Origin of the sequence: Mycobacterium sp. NPDC051804 (assembly GCF_044452905.1) — a bacterium.
Taxonomy (GTDB): domain Bacteria; phylum Actinomycetota; class Actinomycetes; order Mycobacteriales; family Mycobacteriaceae; genus Mycobacterium.
The window spans coordinates 415,262-429,836 of the sequence record NZ_JBITCD010000007.1; the positions used below are offsets into that span (position 1 = coordinate 415,262).

General features: G+C 63.9%; 13 protein-coding genes. 2 read left to right on the forward strand and 11 right to left on the reverse strand.

Features of this window, described 5'->3' with window-relative positions; genetic code table 11:
• Positions 1-4: 4 nt before the first annotated feature.
• A complete protein-coding gene (locus ACIA48_RS27900) occupies positions 5-403 on the reverse strand; it encodes a hypothetical protein (protein ID WP_396739163.1) in 399 nt (132 codons plus the stop codon).
• A gap of 79 nt (positions 404-482) precedes the next feature.
• Here ACIA48_RS27900 and ACIA48_RS27905 point away from each other — a divergent pair, with 79 nt between their 5' ends.
• Positions 483-1,010: a hypothetical protein gene (locus ACIA48_RS27905; protein ID WP_396739165.1), complete on the forward strand. Its 528-nt coding sequence runs from the start codon at positions 483-485 to the stop codon at positions 1,008-1,010.
• A 7-nt stretch (positions 1,011-1,017) separates the two neighbouring features.
• Here ACIA48_RS27905 and ACIA48_RS27910 read toward each other — a convergent pair whose 3' ends face one another.
• From ACIA48_RS27910 to ACIA48_RS27955, 10 genes are all read right to left on the reverse strand, one after another.
• Complete coding sequence (locus ACIA48_RS27910) at positions 1,018-2,742, reverse strand: MCE family protein (RefSeq protein ID WP_396739166.1); 1,725 nt, start codon at positions 2,740-2,742, stop codon at positions 1,018-1,020.
• A complete protein-coding gene (locus tag ACIA48_RS27915) occupies positions 2,742-4,070 on the reverse strand; it encodes an MCE family protein (protein ID WP_396739168.1) in 1,329 nt (442 codons plus the stop codon). The genes ACIA48_RS27910 and ACIA48_RS27915 overlap by 1 nt, the downstream gene beginning before the upstream one ends.
• On the reverse strand, positions 4,067-5,560 hold the full coding sequence (locus ACIA48_RS27920; RefSeq protein WP_396739170.1) for an MCE family protein: 1,494 nt from the start codon (positions 5,558-5,560) through the stop codon (positions 4,067-4,069). Before ACIA48_RS27920 ends, ACIA48_RS27915 begins: the two co-directional genes overlap by 4 nt.
• Positions 5,544-6,647 (reverse strand): MCE family protein, encoded by a 1,104-nt coding sequence (locus ACIA48_RS27925; RefSeq protein WP_396739172.1) that lies wholly within the window; start codon positions 6,645-6,647, stop codon positions 5,544-5,546. Before ACIA48_RS27925 ends, ACIA48_RS27920 begins: the two co-directional genes overlap by 17 nt.
• Positions 6,644-7,669 carry an MCE family protein gene (locus tag ACIA48_RS27930; protein WP_396739174.1) on the reverse strand — a complete coding sequence of 342 codons (1,026 nt, stop codon included), beginning with the start codon at positions 7,667-7,669 and terminating at the stop codon, positions 6,644-6,646. Before ACIA48_RS27930 ends, ACIA48_RS27925 begins: the two co-directional genes overlap by 4 nt.
• Positions 7,666-8,862 carry an MCE family protein gene (locus ACIA48_RS27935; RefSeq protein WP_396739176.1) on the reverse strand — a complete coding sequence of 399 codons (1,197 nt, stop codon included), beginning with the start codon at positions 8,860-8,862 and terminating at the stop codon, positions 7,666-7,668. The genes ACIA48_RS27930 and ACIA48_RS27935 overlap by 4 nt, the downstream gene beginning before the upstream one ends.
• 13 nt (positions 8,863-8,875) lie before the next feature.
• A complete protein-coding gene (locus ACIA48_RS27940; RefSeq protein WP_396739177.1) occupies positions 8,876-9,733 on the reverse strand; it encodes an MlaE family ABC transporter permease in 858 nt (285 codons plus the stop codon).
• Between the two features lie 4 nt (positions 9,734-9,737).
• Complete coding sequence (locus tag ACIA48_RS27945) at positions 9,738-10,550, reverse strand: MlaE family ABC transporter permease (protein ID WP_396739178.1); 813 nt, start codon at positions 10,548-10,550, stop codon at positions 9,738-9,740.
• Between the two features lie 291 nt (positions 10,551-10,841).
• Positions 10,842-12,050, reverse strand: a complete 1,209-nt coding sequence (locus ACIA48_RS27950) for a CaiB/BaiF CoA transferase family protein (RefSeq protein ID WP_396739180.1) — start codon at positions 12,048-12,050, stop codon at positions 10,842-10,844.
• Between the two features lie 28 nt (positions 12,051-12,078).
• On the reverse strand, positions 12,079-13,611 hold the full coding sequence (locus tag ACIA48_RS27955) for an aldehyde dehydrogenase family protein (RefSeq protein ID WP_396739182.1): 1,533 nt from the start codon (positions 13,609-13,611) through the stop codon (positions 12,079-12,081).
• Between the two features lie 255 nt (positions 13,612-13,866).
• Here ACIA48_RS27955 and ACIA48_RS27960 point away from each other — a divergent pair, with 255 nt between their 5' ends.
• A complete protein-coding gene (locus tag ACIA48_RS27960) occupies positions 13,867-14,565 on the forward strand; it encodes an SDR family NAD(P)-dependent oxidoreductase (RefSeq protein ID WP_396739519.1) in 699 nt (232 codons plus the stop codon).
• Positions 14,566-14,575: the final 10 nt, after the last annotated feature.

Consider the following 14,575-nt stretch of genomic DNA (forward strand, 5'->3'; position numbering starts at 1 on the left):
GAACTCAGGGGGCGGGGCGCAGCTGTTCGCCGCTTTCCCACCTCGGGAAGCCGTCCTCGCGCGTTACGCAGGTCAGGAACAAGCCGTCGGGCGCTTGGGCGACCTCACCGTCATAACCGGCGCAGTCGCTCATGTAGTCCTTGATTCCGCGCAATTCCGGTGACCGGAACCAGCGCGGTTCGTAGCGCCTTGGCGTACCGCAGAACACGACCCGACCCCATGACGTCACGCCGAACGCGTAGTACTTGGTGTTGGTGCAATATGAGCCCAGCACGACGCCCGGCTGGATGCCCGGTACACAGTTAGGCTCGTTGCAGAGGGTCGGTCCGGCCGAGGCCGGAGGCGACGCGATGATCGAGCCAGCGGTTAGGGCTGCAGCAAGCACTGCGACAGTGGATCGCACCGAATCATTCTCACATGTGCGGGAATCAAATTCTCGCTTTCGAAGAGGATCGCTACCGGCCACGATAGGCTTTCGAGCTATGCGTGGATTTACGATCGCCGCCGGTGCGGTAGTGGCCATGACCGTCGCCGCGAGTCTCGCCGCGAACCCGCCGGCCGCGCAGGCATCGAACTTCGGCGTCGAATTGAACGGCACCTGGCACTACCGCGCGAACGGCAATTTCGCCTTGGTCAACGACGTCCGGAAGGACATGCCGACGATCGACGAGACGTGGACGCTGTCTTCAGACTGTGTCAGTCCGGTCGAATGCGAAGGAACCGCAGTGAGTTCGGCGGGTTGGACCGCCCGGCTGTGGTACGGCTACCCGAACACGTACTGGGTCGTCGACCGCACCATCGCGGAATGGCAGTTCTGCCCCGGCGGCGGCGTCGCCCCCGGGGAGCAGAGGTTTCAGTTCTGGGGATTCGATCCGGTCGCCACCGAGCGAAATATGAAGATCACCAATTTCCTAGTCGGCCGCCAGCGAACGGTCAGCCCAAGCGGCTCGTGCGGCACCAACAAGCCCCTCGTCATCGAGACACCGATGAAGCTGGAGCAGGTGCCCTAGCGCCGAGTCAGATCGGCAACAGGTCTTTCCACGACTTGGGTGCATGTCCGGAGGCGACGCTCGTCAGCGTCTGCACCTGCCCGTCGGGCGTCACGTACTGCCCGGTGTTCGGGTCATACGGCACCGCCGCAACCGACGGTCCGTCGGTTTCGTTGCCGCTGAACGCACTTGGCGCCGCTGGCACGCCACCGCCATGCGGCACCTCGGTGGCGGGAGGGGCACCGGGTGCCGGTGCGACTGCACCCGCCGGGGCGGCCGGGATCGGCACACCGTTCACCGAATTGCCCGGGGGCGGCGGTGGTAGGGGCAGCGGTGACGGAGGTGGCGGTGGCAGCGGCGCCGCCGCCGCCGGCGTCGGCGCGATCGGTTCGTAGAGCGGGTTGGGGATACCGGGTGGCGTCCCCGACGGCACGGCACCCGGCGGCAGCGGCGTGCCCTGTAGCTGAGCGAAAATCCGTTCTCGGAAGTCGACGCGGTCATCGACGTCGAATCCCTGCGAGACGACATTCGGATCGAATGGCGCCGGCCCAAACGTGTGCTCTTTTAAGGCCGTCGGCTTGTAGCCCTCGGGATCGTTGCACAGCTCAACGGTCGGCGCGCGCTTGCCAGGATGAGCCATACACGGGTAATTGCGGGCGCCGCGCACCCCGATTGGGGAGTCCTGTGGCAGCTTGCAGTAGAGGTCGTCCGGCGTGTCGATCACGGTGGTGTCGGCGGGTGAGCGCCACTGCGACGGCGGCAGGAAGCCCACCGTGCACGGGATCGGATCGGAGATGGTCAGCGCGAAGTCGCTGATCGCCAGGCCGGTCGGGTTGTTCTTACCAAGACCGAAGGCCTGCTGGGCGGAGAGTGTGTTCGGGAAAGTCACCAGAAGCTGTTCGAGCGACGGGTTGTAGGTGACCAATATCTGACCAATAGTGGTGAGGTTGGCGAGCAGCACCGGCAACGTCGGTTTGATGTCATTCAGCAGGCCCGACACTTCTTGCGCGAAACCCGGCCCGTTCTCCAGGAGCGTACGTATCTGGGGGTCGTTCTGCACGAGCTGGGCACTGATCCCCTCGAGACTGCGCGCCCACGTCCGGATGGCGTCGGCGGTCTCGGCCTGCGAATCCAGCAGTGGGCCACTGTCATCGATCAGCCCGCGCGTCTCGTCGGAGACAGTGTTGAGTTGCTCAGAGAGCTTCGCACCTGAGTCGATCAGCGAGCTGAAGTCGGGCCCGGCGCCGTTGAACGCTTTGAACGTTTCGTCGAGCAGATCCGAAATCCGGTCGCCTGGAACGCTATTCACTAAATTGCTGATCTGGTCCAGCATGGGGCCGACCTGCTGCGGAATCGTGGTGTTGGACGCGGTGATTCGCGAACCATCCTCCAGATATGGTCCGGAGTCGGTGCGCGGCCGCAGATCGACGTATTGCTCGCCGATCGCCGACACACTGAGCACGTTGGCTTCGAGATCGGCAGGGATTTTGGGCGACGTGTCGAGTGACATCACCGCTTCGGCACCGTTCTCGGTGAGCGATACCGACTTCACCTCGCCGATCTGCACACCGCGGTAAGTCACGTTGGAGAAACGATAGAGACCACCGGACGCCGGCAACTCCAGCGTGACGGTGAGGCGACCGACATTGAGCAGCGTGGGCACCTGCATGTAGGCAAACAGCATCACTGCCACACCGATGATCGAGGCGACGGTGAAGATGATCAGCTGGTTGCGGACGAAGCGGGTCAGCATCAGCCACCACCTCCCACCGGCGGTGCCGGCAATTCAGCTCCCGCCGGGGGCACCTCGGCACCATACGGACCGGCGAAGATCTGCGATTGCTGCAGCACCGGTGCGGGACCGAAATGCGGTCTGGCCGGAGGCGGCGGAAGCACCGGCAACACCGGCCCGAACAGCGGCTGCGGTGCGCCCGGCGAGGACGGTGTGATCACAGCAGCCTCGGTCGGCGGCGGCGCAACGCCGACCATGATCGGGTCGTAGGCGTAGTTCATGAAGTAGGGGTCGCCCGGTGCCGGGATGAGCTTGGCGTTTTCGTCGCCCCATCGGGTTCCGAGGAGCATTGTGCGCTTCAACCGGGGATAGGTGATGTCGAAGGTGGCGAGCAGATTGATGTAATCGCCCTTGGCGATTTTGTCGGCGAAGGCCGGTCCATAAGGGAACGCCGTCGCGAAGACCAGCGCCTGGCCCAGCTGTGGTCCGATGTTGGCCAGCGCGTTGAGCGCAGGGAACAGCCCCTTCAAGTTCCTCACCAGATCGTCACCGCTGTCGTTGACCAGCCGACTTGTGGTGTCGCTGAAGGTGCCGAGCTTCTCCAACGCGGCCGTCAGATTCGGGCGTTCTTTGATGAGTACATCGATCGCTGGCGGGACCTCCCGCAGAGCCCGCTGGATCACCTCACGCTGGTTCGCGAACGTGCCTGCAACACGATTCAGCTCTTTCATCGTCTCGACGATGTTGTCCCGCTGCGCATCGAGCGTTCCGACGAATTCGTCCAGCCGCGTGAGTAGCTCACGAATTTCGGGTTCGCGTCCTGAAATCGCCGCGCTGAAGTTGTGGATGACATCGCCGATCTGTCCCAGACCGCCCGCGTTGACGACCGTCGACAGCGACGACAGCGTCTGCTCGGTGGTGGGATAGGTTGACGACCTATTCAGCGGAAGCGTGCTCCCCGGTTGCAGGCGACCGGTCGGCTGTTCGCCCAGCGGCGGATTCAGCGCCAGATGCATCGACCCCAGCAGACTGGTCTGCGCCACGGAAGCAATGGCGTTCGTCGGTACGACGACGTCAGGCTTGACCGAGATCTCGACGTTCGCGTGCCAGGCGTCAACGGTCATTTTGCCGACGCTGCCGACGATGACGTCGTTGATCATGACCGGCGAATTCGACTCCAGTGTGGCGACATTCGGGACCTGAACGGTGTACTTGACCGCGTCGGATCCGCGACCGACCGCACCGGGTAGCGGCAATGAGTTCACACCTTGGTAGGCGCAGCCTGTCATCGTCAGGGCCAGGCAGCAGCCCGAAACAAGTAATGCCTTCAATGGATTCCGGCGGATCATGACGGCGGCATCCCTTCCGCGGGCAACAGCGGTCCTGGCGGCGGCGCGGGCGCGGGGGCCGGCGGAAGCAGCATGTTCTGCACGGACGGCCCCGGACCCGGTTGGATGTTCGGTGGTCCCGGGATCGGTGCGCCGGGGAAGAGCGCAGGCGACGGGATGGCCGGCACTTCATCGTGTCCGTACAGGCCCCTCGGCATCGCGGGCAGTCCGACTCCCCCATAACCAGGCGGCGGCGCGACATCGCCTGCACCGATGTATGCCGACACCGCGGGCGGCGGTTCGGGAGCATCCCCCGGACCCGCGCCTCCCGGTGCGAGCTTCGGGTCGGTGTAGATGAGACTCTCCGGCTTGGGAGTGGGCCGCAGGTAGGGGTTTATCGGCAGCGGCAGGTTGTTGAGACTGATCGTCTTCAGCGCGGGCCCGAGGTACTGCTCACAGAGTTTCGCCGTCTCGGGCGCGGTGGTGTTGGCGACGCCGCCGATCATGCCGCAGACGAACCAGACCGGGTTGGCGAAGTTGGCAACCGAGAACGCTCCGGTCACACCGCCGGACGGCGGGTAGTAGATATTCTGGTAGTTGGCGATCGCGTTCGGCGCGACGTGCAGGACGTTCTCGAGCGGCATCTTGTTGTCCACCAGGTTCTGCGTGACGGCCGCAAGGCTTCTGATCTGTTCGGAGACTTGGCTACGGCTGCCTGCGACGAAGCGCTGCACCTCGCCGATCGTCGTCGACAGATCTGTCAGGGCCGCGTCGAGATCCGATCTGCTGTTGTTCACCAGACTGGTGAGACTGGCGAACCGGTTCTGGAAGAGAACGATCTGCTGCTTGCTGTCGCGCAGCGCGCTGACGAAGACCTGTAGGTTCTTGATGATATCGACGATGTTGCCACTGCCCTCGGCGAAAATTCTTGCGACACCAGACAACTCGGCCAAGGTCGACCGGAGCTTTTCGCCGTTGCCGTCCATCGCGTTCGCCGCGCTGTTGATGAACCTGCCAACCGACGTATCCGTGACCGCGCCCTGCGAACCAGGCTCGGGTCCCAATTCGGTTGCCAGACGCATCAACTGAGTCTTGACCTCATCCCACTCCACGGGGACAGCGGTACGGTCGCTGGGAATCGACGCACCGTCGGCCAGTTTCGGGCCGTCGCCCTGCCGGTAGGCCGGCGTGAGCTGCACGTAGCGCGCCGAGATCAGATTCTGCGCAACGATCACCGCCTTGGCGCCCGCCGGCACCGGGACGTCGCGGTCGACTTTGAGGACCAGTTTCGTCTGCGTGCCCTCGGGTTCGATGCTGTCGATGGTGCCGACCTTGACGCCGGACACCCGCACCTCATCGCCGGGGTAAATGGCCGTGGCCGTAGGGAAATAGGCGGTGATCGTGTTGGGCCCGAAGAAGACCTGACGCACCAAGAATGCTGCCCCGGCCACCAGTACGACGGCCAGTAGCATCGCGACCCACGTCGCCAGACGCTTACGGGTTGCCATCATCGGGGAGATCTCCTGGTTGTGGAATCCCGTTGACAGGGAAGGGCAGTTGGGCACGCGGTCCGGCCGTGTCCGGCGGTTGGCCGATGTTCTCACCGTTCCGGAATCCGAACGCATAATCCAGGAACGGCTGCAGCAGCTGCGCCGGTTGGATGTTGGGGACGAGCGCGTTGTAGTAGGCGCCGTTGGCGACGATCTCGCCCTGCGTCAGCTCGTATTTGCGCAGGCCGACCAAGGCCTTGCCGATGTTGTCGCGGTTCCTTTCCAGCATCTGATTGACCGCATTCAATTTTTCCAGCGCCGGAGCAAGTTCCTTCTCGTTCTCGGCGACGAGTCCCGTCAGATTTCTGGACAGCGCCGACGTGTTCGCCAGCAGCTCGACGATCGCATTGCGCCGGTCATCCAGCGTGCTGATCAGGTCATTCGCGCTGAATATCAGCGTGTTCAGCTGCTGGCTGCGTTCGGACAGAATCCCGGTGACATCACCCGCGGCCTTCAGCAATTCGGCAAGGCTCTCGTTACGGCCGTTGAGAGCCTTCGACACCCGCGATAGCCCGTCGAACGTCGGTCCTAGCTCCGGGGCGACCTGGTCGAGTGTCTGGGCCAACGTGTCCAACGACTGGCTGAGAGTGTCGGTTTCGGTGCCCGCCGTGTTGGCGGTCAGTTCGCTCACCGCATCGGTCAGCGAGTACGGCGAGTACGTCCTGGTGGCCGGAATGACCTGGTTCGGTGACAACGTGCCGCTGCCCTCTGACTCCAGCGCCAGCACACGCTCACCGAGCAGGGTGCCGGTGCGGATGTGCGCCGTCGTGTCGGAGCCCAACGCGTACTTGCCGTCGATCGTGAAACCGACGAGCGCATCGCCGTTCTCGAGTGCGATCGACGACACAGACCCCACCTTGATGCCGGAGACCGTCACGTCGTTGCCGACGGTCAGGCCACCCGCTTCGGTGAACAACGCTTCGTAGCGCAGCGACGTGGCCCAGGAATACAGGCGCTCGGGCTGCAGTCCGACTGCGATCACGAGGATGATGAGGACCACACCGATTACGCCCGCCCGGATGAGGCTGGATCCGCGGTACTTGTTCATTCGTCCCGGCACCTCCCCGTCTCTTGTCTGATCCAGGGGAACTGGACGGTGCGACCCTCGAGATCGCTGGCACGGAACGCGATTCCGCAGATGTAGTAGGGGAAGAACGCGCCGTAGGACCCCACGCGCGCCAACTTGCGGTAGATGTCGGGCAGGCGCTGGAGCGTGGCGTCGAACGAGTCCTTGTCGCCGTACAGGATGTCCGCGAGTCGATTGACCTGATCGATCGTGCCGTCCAGCGGTGGCCGCGCCCTATCGAGCAGGTCGGACAGCGAGGCGGTGCCGTTGTCCAGCGCGGTGATGGCCTCACCGATCGGATCGCGGTCCTCCGACAGGCCCTGCACCAGTTCCTCGAATTTGTCGATCGCCTGGCTGAACTGCTCTCCGTCCTCGGACAACGTCTTCAACGTCGTCCTGAGGTCGTCGATCAGTTGCTCGATCACTTGGTTGTTGTCCGCCAATTCGGTCGAGAACGAGGACGTCCTGGAGAACAGCGATTCGATGGTGCCGCCCTGACCCTGCAGTATCTGCAACAGCGATGCCGAGAGCGCGTTGACGTCCTGTGGGTTGAGCCCCCGGATCACGGGCTTCAGCCCGCCGAGCAACAGGTCGAGGTCCAGTGCCGACGCCGTGCGGTCGATGGGGATCTGGCCATCCGCCGGAAGGATTTTCGTCGATCCCGGTGCGTCGACGAGTTCGAGGTAGCGGTCGCCGACCAGGTTCAGATACTTGACCTGAGCTTTGGTGCCGTCGGTGAGTTTGATTTCTTTTCCGGCGTCGAACTTCACCAGAACGTTGCGATCCGCAGTCAGGGTGACGTCCTGCACGGTGCCTACCCGGATGCCCGCGACGCGTACCGTGTCTCCCGTCTTCAGCCGCGAAGCATCTTTGAAGACCGCGGAGTAATCGTTGACCGAACCCGTTCTCACTTGAGCGAACGTCGCGAAAAGGAAGCCCGTCAACAGGGCCATGACGACCGCGAAAATGCCGAACTTGATAAATGTTCCACGCATCCGCGTCACCCCGGCATTCCGGTCATCGCGCTGTTCCGGGGCGGTCCCGGTATCGGCCCGAACAGCCATTGCTTAAGCCCGTCCGAGTTGAGCAACATCCCCTGATTCCCGTACTTGAACGGATTGGAACCGGTGTCCGCCACGAGGAACGGTGGCCGGAACTCCGCCGGCACATCGGGCAGTCCCAACTCCGCACAGAAGGACCGACCCCCGGTCGTGGCCGCAACCTTGGGTAGATCCTCGGGCCACCGGTAGCGCTCGACGCCGAGCGTGATGCTCGCGTTGAACAGGATGTGCGAATACTGATTGATGCCCTTCGTGAACGGGACGAGCCCGCCGATGCCGCAGCCCACCGTTTCGTGGTACTTCCCGAGCAGTTCCGTGGTCGGAACGAGCACGCGCAAAGTGTCGGACAGTGCCTGGCGGTTGCCGCCTATCACCTCGTTGCCGATATCGGCTAAACCGATTGAACTGATCAGGAATTCGTCGAGATGCTGTTGTTCCTCGACGATCGAGTTGCTGAGCTGGATGGAATTGTTCAAGGTGGCAACGAGGTCGGGTGAGGCATCGGCGTAGGCGGAGAACGTGCCCACGGACGCTTCGATGTCGTGGGACAGGTTCGGCAGGCTGGGGTTGATCTTGGCCAGGAACGCGTTGAAATCCGAAAGCGACCGGCCGATCTTCTCACCGCGACCGTTGAAGGCCGTGGCCACCGCGCCGAGGGTCTCAGAGAGCTTCGCCGGGTCGATCTTGTCCAGCACGGTGACCAGCCGTTCGAACACGGTGTTGACCTCGGTCGTGACGTGTTGGCCTTCGATCACCTGCCCCCCGCGCAGTATCTGCGAAGAGGGATCCGTCGGCGGGACGAGCTCGACGTACTTGGCGCCGAACACTGTCGATGAGGTGATGTTCACCGCGACGTTCGACGGAATCAGGTGCAGCTCGGACGGATTCATGTCCAACTTCAGGACCGCGCCGCCGTCGGGCTTCGTCGCGATCGAGGCAACCCTGCCGACTTCGACGCCCCGCATCTTCACTTTCGCGTCGGGATTCATCACCAGGCCGGCACGGTCCGAGATCACCGTGACGGGAACGGTTTTGGTGAAGTCGCCGCGGAAGAGTGCGATGGCGAGGGCGACGACAGCAACGATCGCGACGACGCCGGTCAAGCCGGCCAGTGCGCGCGTGGTGATTGAATTCATGGCTGTCTGTCGCTTATCCGGAGAGGTTGAAGTTGCCGTTGGAGCCGTAAACGGCCAGGGACACCAGCAGTGTGACGGAGACGACGACGATCAGGCTGGTACGTACCGCATTGCCGACCGCGACGCCGACGCCCGAGGGTCCACCGCTGGCGAAGTAGCCGAAGTAGGTGTGGATCAACAGGATCGTGATCGCCATCAGCACCGCTTGCAGGAAGGACCACAACAAGTCGATCGGGTTGAGGAACGTGTCGAAGTAGTGGTCGTACAGACCGCCGGACTGACCGAACAAGACCACCGTGGTGAACTGCGAGGCAACGAAACTCAAGATAACCGCGATCGAGTACAGCGGGGTGATCGCGATCATTCCCGCGATGATGCGCGTACTCACGAGGTACTCGACCGGCCGAATCGCCATCGACTCCAGCGCGTCGATTTCCTCGTTGATGCGCATCGCCCCCAATTGAGCGGTCACACCCGCACCGAAGGTGGCCGCCAGGCCAATACCTGCCACCACGGGTGCGGCGATACGCACGTTGATGAACGCTGCGAGGAATCCAGTGAGTGCCTCGATCCCGATGTTGCCCAGCGAGGAGTACCCCTGCACCGCCAAGGTGCCGCCGGCGGCCAGCGTCAAGAACCCGACGATCGCCACGGTGCCGCCGATCATCGCCAATGTTCCCGCACCCATGGAGATCTCGGCGATCAACCGGATGACTTCCTTGCGGAAGTGGACGAATGCATGCGGTATGCCGGCCAGCGCCCGCAGGTAGAACAGCATGTGGTCGCCGATGCCACCCAGCCATTCCACCGGACGGCGTAGGCCCCGCGAGAACCGCGGATACGTCGACTTGAGGATCGTCGTTGTGCCCATCGCGCTAGCCCGTCGTCATCCGGATACCGATGGCCGTCACGACCACGTTGATCACGAACAGCGCCATGAACGCATAGACCACCGTCTCGTTGACCGCGTTACCCACGGCCTTGGCGCCCCCGCCGGTGATGCTCAGCCCCCGGTAACAGGCCACGAGCCCGGCGATCAAACCGAACAAAGCGGCTTTCACACACGAGATGACGACCTCCGGCACCCCGGTCAACAACGTGATACCGGCCGCGAACGCCCCGGGGTTCACGTCCTGAATGAATACAGAGAAGAAGTAGCCTCCCAAAATCCCGATGACCACCACAAAGCTGTTGAGCAGCAACGCAACCAACCCGGAGGCCAGCATGCGGGGCGTCACCAGCCGCTGGACCGGGTTGATGCCGAGGACCTCCATCGCGTCGATTTCCTCACGGATGGTTCGCGACCCCAGATCCGCACAGATCGCCGTCGAACCCGCCCCGGCCACGATCAACACCGTCACGATGGGCCCGATCTGCGTCACCGCGCCGAACGCCGCTCCTGCGCCTGACAGGTCAGCGGCACCCAACTCGCGAAGAAGAATGTTGAGGGTGAAGCTGACCAAAACGGTGAACGGAATGGCCACCAACAGCGTCGGCGCCATTGCCACGCGCGCGATGAACCAGCACTGGTCCAGGAACTCCCGCCACTGAAACGGTCGGCGGAACACGAACCGCACCGCATCGGCCGACATCGAGAACAGACCACCGACAGCCTGCATCGGACCCGCGAAGCTGCTCAACTTTGGCAGCCCAGGCGACCACCGCTCCGGCCCGCTACCCCGCGCCATAGGTGGCTCCTCCCACGATGGTCACTGCCGACACCCCCGCCGACCGAAAGACATTGTGCACCAAGTTGATCTGTGTCCCGCGCAGATCCCCCCGGCGACAGTCGTCCCGTCGGATTCGATGAGTTCTAGCCCCCCGCAGCCCCTCGGTGAATCCGACATCTTCATAGCCGATCACGCCGATGCCCGCGCAGGAACCGCTAATTTCGGGGGATAACCCCCCGTTGCGCGGCACCTGGGTGCCGATCGAAGTGACGTCGGGCATTTGGGCTGTGTCCCTGGCCTCTCTCGTAGTTAGGTGACGGCCCCGGCCGTCTTCAGTTCGATGATTCGGTCCCATTCCAATCCGAGTTCCAGCAAGACCTCGTCAGTTTGCTCCGCGAATCCGGGCGCCGGACCGGATTGGGGTGCACTGACGTCAAATTGCACCGGGTTCGCGACCAGTTCGAGTTCACCCGCGGTCACCAGGTACTCGTTGGCGCGGATCTGCGCGTCCTCGACCGCCTGCAGGGTGTCCTGCACCGGGGCCCACGGTCCGAGCAGCGTTGCAAACCTTTCGCTCCACTCGGGAAGAGTCCGCTTCTGCATCGCCTCGCTGAGGATCTCGTTGGCCGCCGCGGTGTTCTCCGCGATGGACTCAGCGGTTGCAAAGCGCGGATCGTCGGCGAGTTCGTCGAGATCCATGTGCTTGCAGACATCGGCCCAGAATTTCGTGGGCTGCATCATCACGAAGGAGATGTAGCGATCATCGGCAGTCGGATACAGCCCGACCAGCGGGTTGAAGGGCGAACCCTGTGTCCCGGGCGGGAACGCCTCCATGCGCTGGCCTAGGTGCTTAGTCAGTGCAACGGTGTGGCCGAGCGACCACAGACCGCTGCCCAGCAGCGAGACGTCCACCACCGACGGCTCGCCGGTGCGCTCGCGCTTGAGCAGCGCCGCGGCGATACCGCCCGCGAGGTTGGTGCCAGAGATGGTGTCGCCGTAGGCGGGCCCTGGCGGTCCGACCATGCCCGGTGTCCCCGGTGGCGTGATGGTGGCCGCGGTACCCGCCCGGCACCAGAACGCGGTCATGTCGTAGCCGCCCTTGACCGACTCCTCACCGCGCGGTCCCAGCGCACTACCTCTGGCGTAGATGATCTTCGGGTTGACGGCGCGGATGTCGTCGACGTCGATACCGAACTTCTGTCGATGCCCGGGCAGGAAGCTCGTCAAGAACACGTCGGCGCGCTTGGCCAGCTCCAGCAGCACCTCTTTGCCTTCGGGCACCGACATGTCCAAGCCGATGCTGCGCTTGCCGCGGTTGGCGTGCTCGATGTTGGGGTTGGGATCGCCCTCCACCCGCAGCAGGCCGGTCTGGCGCAGGCCGCGCTGCGGATCACCCGTCACCGCGTGCTCAACCTTGATGACGTCAGCGCCCCACTCGCGCAGCACGGCACCAGCCGACGGCACGAAGCCGTACATCGCGACCTCGAGGACTCGGATTCCATCAAGTGGACCACTCATGGCACTCTTTTCTTCGCGCAAGCGCTCATCAGCCACTCACCACCGTTGCGAACGTCTTCGACTCCAAGAACTCTTCGAGCCCCGCAGTGCCCATCTCGCGTCCGATGCCCGACTGCTTGTAGCCGCCGAACGGACTATCAGGGCTGAAATAGTTGCCCCCGTTGATGGAGAAGGTGCCCGTCCGGATGCGACGGGCCACCGCGAGCGCACGGTCCTGGCTGCCGAACACGGCACCCGAAAGCCCGTAGATCGAGTTGTTGGCGATCCGCACCGCGTCGTCATCATCGTCGTAGGCGATGACCGCGAGGACGGGCCCGAAGACCTCTTCCTGAGCGATCTCGCTGTCGGGATCCACGTTGGTCAGCAGCGTCGGGGTATAGAAGTAGCCCGGATCGACCTTTTCGCCTCCGGTGACCAGCGTGGCGCCCGCCTCGACGGCGCGTTTCACCATGCCGTCGACCTTGTCGCGTTGCTTGTCGCTGATCAGCGGCCCCATGTAGGTGCCCGCGTCGGCCGGGTCGCCGTACCGCACCAGCCCGAAGTTGTTCTTGATCATCTCAACGATCTCGTCGTGGTGGCTCCTCGGCACCAGGAGCCGCGATGTCAGCGCGCAGCCCTGTCCGGCGTGCGTGACCATGCTGAACGCCGAAAACAGTGCAGCGGTGCTGAAGTCGGCGTCGTCTAGGACGATCGCGGCCGACTTGCCGCCGAGTTCGAGAAACACCTTCTTCAGGGTGTCGCTCGCCGCTGACATGATCCGGCGGCCGGTCGGTGTCGATCCGGTGAAAGTGACCATGTCGACGTCGGGGCTCGTGGTCAGTGCGGCACCGACCTCGGGGTCGGCGCCGCTGAGCACATTCACGACACCGGCCGGAATGTCGGTGTGATTGGCGATCAACTCCCCCAGCGCCAGCGTGATCAGCGGGGTATCGGGCGCAGACTTCAGAACCACCGTGCAGCCGGCGGCAAGTGCCGGCGCGAGCTTGGCGAGCGCCAGCTGGTTGGGATAGTTGTAGGCGATGATCGCGGCGACGACGCCGCCCGCCTCCTTCTCCACCCAGCGGTGGTGCTGCATACCGCGGCTCTCGATGTTCCCAAGGTCCTCGGTCATCGGGTAAGTCTTCAGCAGGTCCGCGTAGTAGCGGACGATGGCGATCGGCTGATCCAGTTGAGCGCCCTGGCACAGCGCCTCGGTCGCCCCAACCTCGGCGATGGTCAGCGCGGCGAGCTCGTCGCGGTGATCGATCAGCGCCTGGTGGAACTGCTCGAGGCAACGGATACGCAACTCGGTGTTCGTCGACCAGTCGGTCTCGTCAAAGGCACGCCGCGCGGCAGCGACGGCCGCTTGGGCATCGCCGACGGTGGCATCCGGCGCGTGCCCGAGCACCTCGCCGGTGGCTGGGTTGAGGGTGGGAAACGTCCGCGACGTGTCGAGTAGCTGGCCGTCTATCAGCAGCCGCCGGTCGGCACCGCGCGTGGCCGTGTCGGTGGTCGGCCCGCCGCTCCCCCGGTCGCTGCGCTCCTGCCCCCCGGAACCACTCGAGATGGTCGTTTCCTGCATCTTCCTCCTCAGCGCGCAGCCCGGTGTGATGGAAACTTCATTCTCATCACCGGCGAATCATACATTCGTGACAAGAGAACTCAAGGAAAAGACCGGAACTGTCACTGCCTGCACTTAACGGTGCGACAATTGACATTGAAACGTCTCACCAGTGCGAATCTGACCTCTACCGTGTCTTGCGGGATTGCAGCGTACGAGAGTACGGTTCTCATAATCGGAAGGACGATTCTTGATGGATGAGCGGCAGGTGTGGAGTTGAAGAACGCTGTCGTGACCGGAGGCGGCTCCGGCATCGGCCAGGCTGTGGCGCACCGGTTGCGCGCCGACGGCATGAATGTCGCGATTCTGGACCTCAATCCATCGGACGTTGACCACTCGTATGTCGCCGACGTCACCGACCGCGCTCAGGTCGACGCCGCGCTCGACGCTGTGCGCGCCAAGCTCGGTCCGGTGACCGTTCTGGTCAACGCCGCGGGACTGGAGAAGTTCAAGCGGTTCACCGACGTCTCGTTCGACGAGTGGCAGCGGGTCGTCGACGTCAACCTCAACGGCGTCTTCCACTGCATTCAAGCGGTGCTGCCCGACATGATCGAGGCCGGCTGGGGACGCATCGTCAACATCTCCTCGTCCAGCACGCATTCCGGCCAGCCGTTCATGTCCCCCTATGTGGCGGCCAAGTCCGCGGTCAACGGCCTGACCAAGTCGCTCGCGCTGGAGTACGGCCCCAGCGGGATCACCGTGAACGCCGTGCCACCCGGATTCATCGACACCCCGATGCTGCGGAAGTCCGAGGAGCGCGGCTACCTCACCGTCCAACAGAGCATCGACTCGACGCCGGTGCGACGCATCGGCAGGCCCGAGGACATCGCCGCCGCCTGCGCGTTCCTGGCCTCCGAGGAGGCCGGCTACATCACCGGACAGATCCTGGGCGTCAACGGCGGCCGGAACACGTAACGCAGCACAG

Coding starts and splice junctions, on each gene's coding strand:
- ACIA48_RS27910 (WP_396739166.1), bottom strand. CDS start 2,742: ATGCTGACCCGCTTCGTCCGCAACCAGCTGATCATCTTCACCGTCGCC.
- ACIA48_RS27940 (WP_396739177.1), bottom strand. CDS start 9,733: ATGGGCACAACGACGATCCTCAAGTCGACGTATCCGCGGTTCTCGCGG.
- ACIA48_RS27950 (WP_396739180.1), bottom strand. CDS start 12,050: ATGAGTGGTCCACTTGATGGAATCCGAGTCCTCGAGGTCGCGATGTAC.
- ACIA48_RS27925 (WP_396739172.1), bottom strand. CDS start 6,647: ATGAACAAGTACCGCGGATCCAGCCTCATCCGGGCGGGCGTAATCGGT.
- ACIA48_RS27935 (WP_396739176.1), bottom strand. CDS start 8,862: ATGAATTCAATCACCACGCGCGCACTGGCCGGCTTGACCGGCGTCGTC.
- ACIA48_RS27955 (WP_396739182.1), bottom strand. CDS start 13,611: ATGCAGGAAACGACCATCTCGAGTGGTTCCGGGGGGCAGGAGCGCAGC.
- ACIA48_RS27945 (WP_396739178.1), bottom strand. CDS start 10,550: ATGGCGCGGGGTAGCGGGCCGGAGCGGTGGTCGCCTGGGCTGCCAAAG.
- ACIA48_RS27905 (WP_396739165.1), top strand. CDS start 483: ATGCGTGGATTTACGATCGCCGCCGGTGCGGTAGTGGCCATGACCGTC.
- ACIA48_RS27920 (WP_396739170.1), bottom strand. CDS start 5,560: ATGATGGCAACCCGTAAGCGTCTGGCGACGTGGGTCGCGATGCTACTG.
- ACIA48_RS27915 (WP_396739168.1), bottom strand. CDS start 4,070: ATGATCCGCCGGAATCCATTGAAGGCATTACTTGTTTCGGGCTGCTGC.